The organism is Parasulfuritortus cantonensis, assembly GCF_004337445.1.
In the GTDB taxonomy this organism is placed as follows: Bacteria; Pseudomonadota; Gammaproteobacteria; order Burkholderiales; family Thiobacillaceae; genus Parasulfuritortus; species Parasulfuritortus cantonensis.
Genome location: NZ_SJZB01000017.1, coordinates 21,226 through 32,079 on the forward strand (window position 1 = coordinate 21,226; position 10,854 = coordinate 32,079).

A 10,854-nucleotide genomic window follows, 5' to 3' on the forward strand; every position below is an offset into this window, starting at 1 on the left:
CGGCCCTCACCGCCGCGCCGACCGGTCGGCAATAAACTGCTTCGGTGCGTCCCGGAGTCTTGGATAATGAGCCGAAGAACGCCCGAACATCATCTTGACCCTGGTCGCCTGGAGAAACGCATGGTCAGCCACCTTCGAGTACTCGCCCTGCTGCTGCTGGTACAGGTCGCCCCGGCAATGGCCGCCGACCCGGCGTCGTTCCACCAAGCGCGTGCCGGTACCCCGCCGAACATGGCGCTGCCGGATTTCTCGGCCCTGGTGGTCCGGCAGGGGCCGGCCGTGGTCAACGTCCGGATTTTTCGCAACAAGGCCGACGAGCCGGACCAGGCCGGAGAAGCCGCGCGCAAGCCGCTCCATATGCCGCCCCGGGAAACGGGCCTGGGTTCCGGTTTCGTGGTCACTCCCGACGGCGTGATCCTGACCAACCGCCACGTGGTGGCCGATGCCGACAAGATCATGGTCCGGTTTGCCGACAAGCATGAGCTTCCGGCGCGGGTGCTGGGGGTCGACCCGCTGACCGACGTGGCGGTGCTCAAGGTCGAGGCGGCCAAGCTGCCCACCGTGAACCTGGGCGACTCGTCGCAATTGCAGGTCGGCCAGTGGGTGCTCGCCATCGGGGCGCCCCTGGGCCTCGAACGTACGGCGACCCAGGGCATCATCAGCGCCTTGGGGCGGGCCCTGCCCAACGACAGTTACGTACCGTTCATCCAGACCGACGTCCCGATCAACCCCGGCAATTCCGGCGGCCCGCTGTTCGACCTGGCCGGACGCGTCATCGGCATCAATTCCCAGATCGTCAGCAACAGTGGCGGCTACATGGGCTTGTCATTCGCCATTCCCATCAACACCGCGTTGGCCGTCGCCAAGCAGATCATGGCCGACGGCCATGCCACGCACGGCTGGCTGGGGGTCAGTGCCCAGGATCTCACCATCGAGCTGGCCCAGGCCTACGGTCTCGACTCGCCGCGCGGGGCGCTGGTCAACGAAGTGCGGCCGGCCGGCCCGGCGGAGCAGGCCGGTCTGGAACCGGGCGACGTGATCCTGGCCTTGGATGACACCGCCATCACCGACAGCGCGGACTTGCCGCCGTTGATCGGTGCCAGCCAGCCGGGCACGGATCATGTCCTGAGCGTCCTCCGGAACGGCACGACCGTGCGGCTGAAGACCAAGGTCGGGGAACTCGGACAGGACAACCTGGCGCGCAAGCATAGCCTGACCCGGATCGACCGGCTCGGCCTGGAGGTGTCCGACCTGGACCTGGCCATCAAGCAAGTCATGGCCATCCATGGCGGCGTCGCGGTGGAAGAGACCGCCCCGGGCCCGGCCGTGGAGGCGGGTATCGAGGCGGGCGACATCCTGCTCAAGGTGGGCAGAAACGAGGTGGAAAATGCCGCGAGCCTGGCCGGCCTGGTCAAGCAGCTGCCGACCGGCCAACCCATACCGGTTCTGATCAAGCGCCAGGAGAGCACGACCTTCCTGACCATCGTGATACCCAAGCACGATTGAACGCGGTTGCCGGCCGCGAACGGCACCTTGTTCGCGGCGGCGGCAGGCCGGGGTCCCGAGCCGTTGCCGCGACCCCGGGCCGGGCAGCGGCAGATGCGGCGTACGGGCGACCGGAAGCAACCGGATTGCAGTAAGCTGGCTTCGGGTTCCACCGGCGTGCCGGCGGGACGGTCGATTCATCCCGGCCTGGATGCGGTCGGGCCGGCTCATTCACCGGGGGCAATGCGATGGCGCGATTGACGTGTATCCGTGGTCTCCTGATCGATCTCGACGGCGTCTTGTACGTCGGCGAGACCCCCGTGCCCGGGGCCCGGGAGGTGATCAGGCGGCTGGCCGAGGTGGGCATGCCGAGACGCTTTCTCACCAACACGACGACCCGGACGTCCTTGTCGGTCACGAAAAAGCTGCAGCGCCTCGGCTTCGACGTCCGCCAGGACGAGATATTCAGTCCGATCACGGCCACCGTGCAGTACCTGAAGAGCCTGGGCCGGCCGAGCATCAACCCGGTCGTCCGGGACAGCGTCCTGCCGGCGCTGGCCGAGTTCCCGATAAACAACGAGCTGCCCGATTACGTCGTCATCGGCGACATCGGCGCGGCCTGGAGCTATCCGCTGGTCAACACCATCTTCGCCCAGCTGCACGCCGGCTCGGAACTGATCGCCATGCACAAGAACAAGTTCTTCCAGGGCGAGGAGGGGCTCCAGGTCGACATCGGGGCCTTCGTCGCCGGGCTGGAATTCGTCAGCGGCAAGCAGGCCAGGGTGATCGGCAAGCCGAGCCGCGATTTCTTCGAGCTGGCCCTGCAGTCCCTGCAACTGCCCGCCGCCGAAGTCGCCATGATCGGCGACGACATCGAGACCGACGTCGGCGGCGGCAAGGCGGCCGGGATGACCGGGATACTGGTCAGGACGGGCAAGTACCGGCCCGGCTGCGAGAAGAACGGCGCCGTCCCGCCGGACTGCCAGCTGGATTCGATCGCGCATCTGTTCGAGTGCATCGAGTCCGCGCCGGCGCAAGGCTGAGCGGCGCCGCCTCGTCTTTCGGCCGAGGGTCCGCGTCCGGCTTCCGGGCGTCTGCTCACGCCTGGAAGCGTTCCAGGTCGGTCCGGCTGAGCACGGTGATGGTACGGCCGTCGACCCGGATCAGGCCGGCCTCGGCCAGTTGCCCGAGCACCCGCGAGAGGGTCTCCGGGGCCAGGTTGAGGCGTGAAGCGACGGTCTGCTTGCTGCTGTTCAGGTGCACGCTGAAGGCGCCGTCCTGGCTGGCCGGGGCCTGCTGGCCGAGGAAGCAGATGACCCGCTGCATGCTGGTGCGCAGCGTGCAGCTCTCCATGTCGTCGATCAACTCGTGCAGGCGGCTGGAGAGGCTGGCCAGCATCTTGCGCGAGAACGCCGGGCTTTCGACCAGGACCCGTTCCAGGGTGGGCTTGCCGATCAGCATGACGATGCTGTCCTGGGTGGCGACCGCGCTCACCGGATAGGGCCGGTCCAGGAAGGCGACCGCTTCGCCGAAGGTGCTGCCCGGGCCGGCCATGTGGATGACCTTCTCGCTGCCCTGGCTGGACCCGATCGACAGCTTGACCTGGCCGGCGATGACGATGTGCATGCCGGCGGCCGGGTCGCCCTTCTGGAACAGCACTTCGTTGCGGCGCACCCGGTATTCCCGGGTGCCCGAGGCGATGGCGTCCAGTTCGGCCGGGTCGAGGTTCCTGAACATCGGCTGGCGGGCCAGTATTTCCGGGATCGGGTGGCGTGTCTCGTGAATCATGCAGTCTCCTTCCTGGCCTCGATTGTTATTTATTGGTCCGATACGGAAAAGGTAACTCTACCTAATTCCTGGTCGATTTCTTGACCGATGTCAAAGTCTTCTCGCGTCGGCGCCGTCAGGATGTCCGCATCTGAAATCAGACGCGTTCGAGAAGGAGCCCGGCCGTGAACATTTCCGGAATTCTGGTAGTCGCCAAGCCCGACTGGCTGGCAACCGTGGTCGATAGCCTGGGCGCCCTGCCCGGCGTCGAGGTGCATCAGGTGGACGAGACGGACGGCCGGATCATCGCGATTCAGGAGGCCGAGGACATCCACGCCGAGATCGACGGCGTCAAGCGCATCAAGGCGCTGCCCCACGTGGTGATGGCCGACATGGTCTACCACTACCTGGCCGACGACGAAAAGGAATACGAGCAAATCCCCCCCGAACTGGTTGAACAGGAACAGGCCTGCGCCGTGCCGGCGTACCTGAGCGAGTAACGGTTTTTTTAAGGAGGTTGTGATGGGACTGACACGCCGTGATTTTTTGAAGACCAGCATCGCCGCCAGCGCCGCCGCGACCGTGGGCATGCCCCTGGCCAAGGAGGCCGAGGCCGCCGTCAAGGCCGCCGAGGCGGGCTGGCAGTGGGACAAGGGCGCCTGCCGCTTCTGCGGTACCGGCTGCGGCATCATGATCGCCACCAAGGACGGCAAGATCGTCGCCACCAAGGGTGACCCGGACGCCCCGGTCAACCGCGGCCTGAACTGCGTCAAGGGCTACTTCAACGGCAAGATCATGTACGGCAAGGACCGCCTCACGACCCCGCTGCTGCGCATGACCGACGGCAAGTTCGACAAGAAGGGCAAGTTCGTGCCGGTGTCCTGGGACAAGGCCATGGAGGTCATGACCGAGAAGTTCCTCGAGGCCTACCGCGAGAAGGGCCCGACCGGCGTCGGCATCTTCGGCTCCGGCCAGTGGACCGTGCCCGAGGGCTACGTCGGCGCCAAGCTCTGGAAGGCCGGCTTCCGTTCCAACACCATCGACCCGAACGCCCGCCACTGCATGGCCTCGGCCGTGGCCGGCTTCATGCAGACCTTCGGCATCGACGAACCGGCCGGCAACTACGACGACATCGAGTACACCGACACGGCGGTCCTGTGGGGCGCCAACATGGCCGAGATGCACCCCATCCTGTGGTCGCGCATCACCAACCGGCGCCTGACCCACGACAAGATGAAGGTGGTCAACCTGTCCACCTACGGCAACATGTCTTCCGACATCGCCGACATCGAGATCGTCTTCCGGCCCTCCGGCGACCTGGCGATCCAGAACTACATCGCCCGCGAGATCGTCAAGCGCAACGCGGTGAACTGGGACTTCGTCAACAAGAACGCCGTCTTCGCCACCGGCCCGTACGACATCGGCTACGGCTTCCGGCCCAAGAACGCCGACAAGTTCGCCTCCGGCAAGGAAATGGAGGTGGTCTCCAACGAGCAGGTCCACGTCATCGACAAGTGGGAAGCCATCGCCCAGCGCCGCAAGGAAGGCGAGCAGGTCAAGCAGGCCAACACGGCCACCGCCGGCAAGGACTGGGCGATCTCCTTCGAGGACTTCAAGGCCGCCCTGGAACCCTACGACGCCGACTTCACCACGGCCGTCGCCAAGGGCGATCCGGACGAGTCCGACGAGGCCTTCAAGGCCAAGCTGAAGCAGCTGGCCGACCTCTACTGCGAGCCCAAGCGCAAGGTGGTGTCCTACTGGACCATGGGCTTCAACCAGCACCAGCGCGGCACCTGGGTCAACGAGCAGTGCTACATGAACCACCTCCTGCTGGGCAAGCAGTCCATGCCCGGCAGCGGCGCCTTCTCGCTGACCGGCCAGCCGTCCGCCTGCGGTACCGCCCGCGAGGTCGGCACCTTCTCGCACCGCCTGCCGGCCGACATGGTGGTGAACGTCAAGAAGCACCGCGACCACAGCGAGGAACTCTGGCACCTGCCCACCAACACCCTCAACCCGACCGTCGGCAGCCACTTCGTCAAGATGATGCGCGACCTCGAGGACGGCGCCATGAAGTGGGCCATCGTGCAGGTCAACAACCCCTGGCAGAACACCGCCAACCTGAACCACTGGATCAAGGGCGCGCGCGAGATGGACAACTTCATCGTCTGCTGCGACGGCTACCCGACGGTATCCGCCAAGGTGGCCGACCTGGTCCTGCCCGCCGCCATGATCTTCGAGAAGTGGGGCTTCTACGGCAACGCCGAGCGCCGCACCCAGTGCTGGCGCCAGCAGGTCGCCCCGGTCGGCGAGGCGCGCGGCGACCTCTGGATCCTCCTGGAACTGGCCAAGCGGGTGAAGATCAAGGACACCTGGGGCGAGCAGAAGGTCCCCGGCCTCAAGGAAGCCGGCTTCGAGGACGGCAAGCTGCCCTCGGTGCTCGACGAGGCCAAGAAGATGGGCTACGACCCCGAGATGAGCCTGTACGACGCCCTGTTCGCCACGCCGGAGAACAAGAAGACCTACAAGTGGCCGGACAAGGTCGCCAAGGGCCACGACAACCACATCGCCAAGAACCTGGGCTGGTTCGTCGAGAAGGCCATGTTCGAGGAGTACCGCAAGTTCGGCACCGGCCACGGCCACGACCTGGCGCCGTTCGACGTCTACTACGACGACAAGGTGCGCGGCCTGCGCTGGCCGGTGGTGCTGAAGGACGGCAAGTGGACCGAGACGCGCTGGCGCTTCAACGAGGAGTACGACCCCTACGTCAAGAAGGGCCAGGGCATCTACTTCTACGGCAACGACGGCAAGGCCCTGGTCATGGGCGACCTGGACAAGCCGGGTGACGGCAGCCAGAAGGTCAAGCTGGACGGCAAGGCCAAGATCTACTTCCGGCCCTACGCCAGCCCGGTCGAGCAGCCGGACAAGGACTTCGACCTCTGGCTGTGCACCGGCCGCGTCCTCGAGCACTGGCACTCCGGTTCCATGACCCGGCGCGTCCCCGAGCTGTACCGCGCCTTCCCGGACGCCGTGTGCTGGATCCACCCGAAGGATGCCGAGTCGCGCGGCCTCAAGCGCAACGACCTGGTCTGGGTGGAATCCCGCCGCGGCAAGGTCAAGGTGCGCATCGAGACCGGCGGCCGCAACCGGGTGCCGCGCGGCCTGGTGTACGTGCCCTGGTTCGACGAGTCGGTGCTGATCAACAAGGTCACGCTCGATTCGACCTGCCCGATCTCCAAGGAGACCGACTACAAGAAGTGCTCGGTCAAGGTCTACAAGGCCTGACCCCGGCCGGGTTGCCTTCCGCGTCCGCCCGATCCGGCGGACGGCCGCGGAGGGGGCTCGCCCAAGCCCTCCGCCGAGGGTTTGGGTGAACGACAAACGTCCCGCACAGGCCACGGCCACCGGCCGTGAACGTCGACCGTGCAATTGGTGGAAAGAATGGCTGAACTCAACGTCGCAAGACGGGAATTTCTGGTGAAGGCTGCGCAGGGCACCTCGCTCGCCGTGACCGGCGGGCTGCTCTGGGCCTACCTGGTGCGCCAGGAGGCGAAAGCGCAGCCGTACGCCCTGCGTCCGCCCGGCGCCCTGGCCGAGAAGGATTTCAACGCCGCCTGCATCAAGTGCGGCGAGTGCGTCAACGTCTGCCCGCCCGACATCCTCAAGCTGGCCCCGGCCGGCGGCGACCTGCCCATCGGCACGCCCTTCTTCACGCCCCGCATCGGGGCCTGCGTCATGTGCCCGGACATCCCCTGCGTGAAGGCCTGCCCGACCGGCGCCCTGAGCCCGCAGCTGACCGACATCAACCAGGCGCACATGGGCCTGGCGGTGATCGACATCGAGAACTGCCTGTCCTGGAAGGGCCTGCGTTGCGAGATCTGCCACCGCGACTGCCCGCTCAAGGGCAAGGCCATCACCCTGGAGACCGACCCGCGCGGCCTGTCCAAGCACGCCGTGTTCCGGCCCATCGTCAACTCCGACTACTGCACCGGCTGCGGCATCTGCGAGAAGGCCTGCCCGACCGCGGAACCGGCCATCCGCATCCTTCCGCACGCCCTGGTCCAGGGCAAGATCGGCGAGCACTACCGCCTGGGCTGGACCTTCGACACCGAGATCACCCAGGACTTCAAGCCGTCCGACAAGGCGCCCGAGACGCCGCCCGAACCGTCCGGCAAGCCCGCCGGCGTCGACTACCTCAACGAGGGTGGGCTATGAGCACCGCCGCCGACCTCTCGCACGACAAGCTCGAGCAGCGTTCCTTCCCCGCCCGGCTGTGGTCCTGGCGCTACATCGTCCTGCGCCGGCTGGTCCAGCTCGGCATCCTGATGCTGTTCTTCGGCACCGCCCACTGGGCCTGGGAATATCCGGCCAAGACGCCGCTGCTGACCGGCAACCTGTCCGCCTCCGAGTTCATCGGCATGGTGCCCATGGCCGACCCGTTCGCGACCTTGCAGATATTCCTGACCGGCCACGTCCTGCAGGGCAAGGTGATCCTCGGCTCGGCCATCGTGCTCGGCTTCTACCTGCTGCTCGGCGGCCGGGTGTTCTGCGCCTGGGTCTGTCCGGTCAACATGGTCACCGACCTGGCCGGCTGGCTGCGCGCCCGCCTGCCCATCCCGGCCATGTTCCACGTCAACCGCAACATCCGCTACTTCGTCCTCGCCGCCAGCCTGGTCCTGTCGGCCCTGACCGGCCTGGCCGCGTTCGAGTGGGTGAGCCCGGTCGGCATGATGCACCGCGAGATCATCTTCGGCTTCGGCGCCGGCATCATGGCCCTGGCCGCCATCTTCCTGTTCGACCTGCTGATCCTGAAGAACGGCTGGTGCGGCCACCTGTGCCCGCTCGGCGCCTTCTGGTCGCTGGTCGGGCGCACCGCCCAGGTGCGCGTGCGCTACGACAAGGACAGCTGCACGCACTGCGGCGAGTGCGCCAAGGTTTGCCCGGAACCGCAGGTGCTCAATCTCAAGCACCTGGAGCGTACGGGTGTGGTCGATTCCGGCGAATGCAGCAACTGCGGCCGATGCACGCCCCTGTGCCCGGAAGGCAGCCTGGCATTCGATTTGAGGCTTTTGATCCGCAAGCCTGGTGCGGATAAATCCGTTTCTGCAAGGAGGACGAAATGAGGAATAGCACTTTGTTCGGCGCGCTCGTGGCCGCCATGGCCCTTTCCCTGCCGGCGGCGGCGGTACAGGACCAGGCCATCCCGGAGGACGATCTCGGCCTCTCCAAGGCGAGCGTCTACGACACCCCTGAGCCGGCCGCCTTCGAATACGGCGACAAGGACGCCGGCACGGTGGGCAAGCGCGCCGCGCGCTCGTACAACACGGCGCCGCCCATGATCCCGCACACCACCAAGGACATGGTGCCGATCACGCGCGACTCCAACCTGTGCAAGGACTGCCACGTGCAGCCCGACATGATCGGCCAGAAGATCACCCCGGGCATCCCCGTGCCGGTGCCGGCCAGCCACTATGTCGACGTCAAGAAGGGCGAGCTGTACATGGGGCGCTGGAACTGCATCCAGTGCCACCGCCCGCAAGCCGACGTGAAGCTGCTGGTCGAGAGCGTGTTCGACAAGAAGGCGGCGCACAAGAAGTAGGCGCATGCCGGGCGGCGCTGGCCGCCGCCCGGGGTTTCGCCGGCAACGCCGGGGTCCGGGTTCGGGCATGGTCCAGTTTGGGGCCGGCATGAACCATTTCGGACCCCGGCGTCGCGTTCGGCGTCTATACTGGCGCCAGCGTGGTGCACGCAGATGGTGCACTCATGCTCCAGGGTGAGGCGTGATCGATAACGAAACAACCCTGCCATCGTCGTAATGGCCGTTTGCCGGGTTGGCACGAAACATGCTGGTTTATCTGCAAAGACCGGTATATCGACCATGGACATACTCAGCCAGAACTACCGCCTAGACGTCGCCTACGATGAACTCATCGGCCCCGACCGTCAGCCCCGCGCCGCCGCCAAACCCCTGTTCGACTATCTGTCCGGTCTCGACGCCAGCGTGCTCGAGGCCCGGCGCAAGGCCGTGGAAGCGGCCATCATGACCATGGGCATCACCTTCACGGTGTACAGCGACGCCGGCAACATCGACCGCGCCTGGCCCTTCGACATCGTGCCCAGGATCATCCCGCGTTCGGAGTGGCAGCGCATCGAGGCGGGCCTCAAGCAGCGCCTGCAGGCCCTCAACCTGTTCATCACCGACCTCTACAACGACCAGCGCATCGTCAAGGACGGCGTCTTCCCGATCGAGGTGCTGGAGGGTTCGAAGAACTTCCGCGAGCAGTGCCGGGGCATCACGCCGCGCTTCGGCGTCTGGGCCCACATCTGCGGCACCGACCTGGTGCGCGACAAGGACGGCACCGTCTACGTCCTCGAGGACAACCTGCGCGTGCCCTCCGGCGTGTCCTACATGCTGGAGAACCGCCAGCTCATGAAGCGGCTGTTCCCCGAGCTGTTCCAGTCCTGCACCATCCTGCCGGTCGACAACTATCCGACCCAGCTGCACGACACCCTGGCCGCCCTGTCGCCGCGCAGTTCCGACCGGCCGGTGATCGCGGTGCTGACCCCGGGCATCTACAACTCCGCCTATTTCGAGCATTCCTACCTGGCCCAGCAGATGGGCGCCTTCCTGGTGGAGGGCTCCGACCTGGTGGTCAAGAGCGACGACTGCGTCTACATGAAGACCATCTCCGGCCTGCGCCGGGTGGACGTGATCTACCGCCGCATCGACGACGACTTCCTCGACCCCGAGGCCTTCCGCCCCGATTCGGCGCTCGGCGTGCCGGGCCTGATGCGGGCCTGGCGCAACGGCAAGGTCGGCATCGCCAACGCGCCCGGCGCCGGGGTGGCCGACGACAAGGTCGTGTACGCCTTCGTACCGAAGATCATCCAGTATTACCTGAAGGAAGAGCCAATCATCCCCAACGTGCCCAGCTACCTGTGCATGTACGACGACCAGCGCGACTACGTGCTCGCCAACCTGGACAAGCTGGTGGTCAAGCCGGCCAACGAATCGGGTGGCTACGGCATGCTGATCGGGCCGCGTGCGACCCAGGCCGAGCGCGACACCTTCGCCGAGCTGATCCGCACCAATCCGCGCAACTACATGGCCCAGCCGACCCTGTCCATCTCCACCGCGCCGACCCTGATCGACGACAAGCTGGCACCCCGCCACCTCGACCTGCGCCCCTTCGTGCTGCAGTCGAACCGCATGTACGTCACCACCGGCGGCCTCACCCGGGTCGCCATGAAGGAGGGTTCCCTGGTCGTCAACTCGTCCCAGGGGGGCGGTAGCAAGGACACCTGGATCGTCGACATGGAGGGCGCCTGACATGCTCTCCCGCGTCGCCGAAAGCCTGTACTGGATGACCCGTTACCTGGAACGGGCCGAGAACACCGCCCGCCTGATCAACAGCACCACCCAGGTACTCCTCGACCTGCCCCGCGGCGCCCACTTCGGCTGGGACGTCCTGATCCACGTCGTCGGCGTCGACGACCAGGTGCGCGAGCGCGGCATCGCGCTCGACGAGGCCAGCATCATGGAGTTCCTGATCGGCGACGAGAAGAACCCCAGTTCCATCCTGTCGAGCATCCACTTCGCCCGGG

General features: G+C 66.3%; 10 protein-coding genes. 9 read left to right on the top strand and 1 reads right to left on the bottom strand.

Annotation, left to right across the window (positions count from 1 at the left end):
• Positions 1 to 120 precede the first annotated feature (120 nt).
• On the top strand, positions 121 to 1,506 hold the full coding sequence (locus tag EZJ19_RS04845) for a Do family serine endopeptidase (RefSeq protein ID WP_165873464.1): 1,386 nt from the start codon (positions 121 to 123) through the stop codon (positions 1,504 to 1,506).
• Positions 1,507 to 1,733: 227 nt separating this feature from the next.
• The gene (locus tag EZJ19_RS04850) at positions 1,734 to 2,528 is read left to right on the top strand and encodes a TIGR01458 family HAD-type hydrolase (protein ID WP_131445170.1); all 795 of its coding nucleotides are present in this window, start codon (positions 1,734 to 1,736) and stop codon (positions 2,526 to 2,528) included.
• 55 nt (positions 2,529 to 2,583) lie between these two features.
• On the opposite strand, the gene EZJ19_RS04855 is transcribed toward EZJ19_RS04850, so the two are convergent.
• On the bottom strand, positions 2,584 to 3,273 hold the full coding sequence (locus EZJ19_RS04855; protein WP_131445171.1) for a Crp/Fnr family transcriptional regulator: 690 nt from the start codon (positions 3,271 to 3,273) through the stop codon (positions 2,584 to 2,586).
• 164 nt (positions 3,274 to 3,437) lie between these two features.
• Between EZJ19_RS04855 and EZJ19_RS04860 the strand changes: the two genes are divergently transcribed.
• The 7 genes from EZJ19_RS04860 to EZJ19_RS04890 form a co-directional block, all read left to right on the top strand.
• Positions 3,438 to 3,752: a chaperone NapD gene (locus tag EZJ19_RS04860; protein WP_131445172.1), complete on the top strand. Its 315-nt coding sequence runs from the start codon at positions 3,438 to 3,440 to the stop codon at positions 3,750 to 3,752.
• Between the two features lie 22 nt (positions 3,753 to 3,774).
• The gene (gene napA, locus EZJ19_RS04865) at positions 3,775 to 6,534 is read left to right on the top strand and encodes a nitrate reductase catalytic subunit NapA (protein WP_165873465.1); all 2,760 of its coding nucleotides are present in this window, start codon (positions 3,775 to 3,777) and stop codon (positions 6,532 to 6,534) included.
• A gap of 156 nt (positions 6,535 to 6,690) precedes the next feature.
• Positions 6,691 to 7,464: a ferredoxin-type protein NapG gene (gene napG / locus EZJ19_RS04870; protein WP_131445173.1), complete on the top strand. Its 774-nt coding sequence runs from the start codon at positions 6,691 to 6,693 to the stop codon at positions 7,462 to 7,464.
• Positions 7,461 to 8,372 carry a quinol dehydrogenase ferredoxin subunit NapH gene (gene napH, locus EZJ19_RS04875; protein WP_131445174.1) on the top strand — a complete coding sequence of 304 codons (912 nt, stop codon included), beginning with the start codon at positions 7,461 to 7,463 and terminating at the stop codon, positions 8,370 to 8,372. The genes napG and napH overlap by 4 nt, the downstream gene beginning before the upstream one ends.
• A complete protein-coding gene (locus EZJ19_RS04880) occupies positions 8,369 to 8,848 on the top strand; it encodes a nitrate reductase cytochrome c-type subunit (RefSeq protein ID WP_131445175.1) in 480 nt (159 codons plus the stop codon). The genes napH and EZJ19_RS04880 overlap by 4 nt, the downstream gene beginning before the upstream one ends.
• A gap of 279 nt (positions 8,849 to 9,127) precedes the next feature.
• The gene (locus tag EZJ19_RS04885) at positions 9,128 to 10,579 is read left to right on the top strand and encodes a circularly permuted type 2 ATP-grasp protein (protein WP_131445176.1); all 1,452 of its coding nucleotides are present in this window, start codon (positions 9,128 to 9,130) and stop codon (positions 10,577 to 10,579) included.
• Position 10,580: 1 nt separating this feature from the next.
• Positions 10,581 to 10,854 (top strand): alpha-E domain-containing protein (locus EZJ19_RS04890; protein WP_131445177.1); only part of this gene is annotated, 274 nt, incomplete at its 3' end.

Excerpts from the sequence above, each read along its gene's own strand:
- EZJ19_RS04845 (WP_165873464.1), top strand. The coding sequence starts at position 121 with ATGGTCAGCCACCTTCGAGTACTCGCCCTGCTGCTGCTGGTACAGGTC.
- EZJ19_RS04850 (WP_131445170.1), top strand. The coding sequence starts at position 1,734 with ATGGCGCGATTGACGTGTATCCGTGGTCTCCTGATCGATCTCGACGGC.
- EZJ19_RS04855 (WP_131445171.1), bottom strand. The coding sequence starts at position 3,273 with ATGATTCACGAGACACGCCACCCGATCCCGGAAATACTGGCCCGCCAG.
- napA (WP_165873465.1), top strand. The coding sequence starts at position 3,775 with ATGGGACTGACACGCCGTGATTTTTTGAAGACCAGCATCGCCGCCAGC.
- napG (WP_131445173.1), top strand. The coding sequence starts at position 6,691 with ATGGCTGAACTCAACGTCGCAAGACGGGAATTTCTGGTGAAGGCTGCG.
- napH (WP_131445174.1), top strand. The coding sequence starts at position 7,461 with ATGAGCACCGCCGCCGACCTCTCGCACGACAAGCTCGAGCAGCGTTCC.
- EZJ19_RS04880 (WP_131445175.1), top strand. The coding sequence starts at position 8,369 with ATGAGGAATAGCACTTTGTTCGGCGCGCTCGTGGCCGCCATGGCCCTT.
- EZJ19_RS04885 (WP_131445176.1), top strand. The coding sequence starts at position 9,128 with ATGGACATACTCAGCCAGAACTACCGCCTAGACGTCGCCTACGATGAA.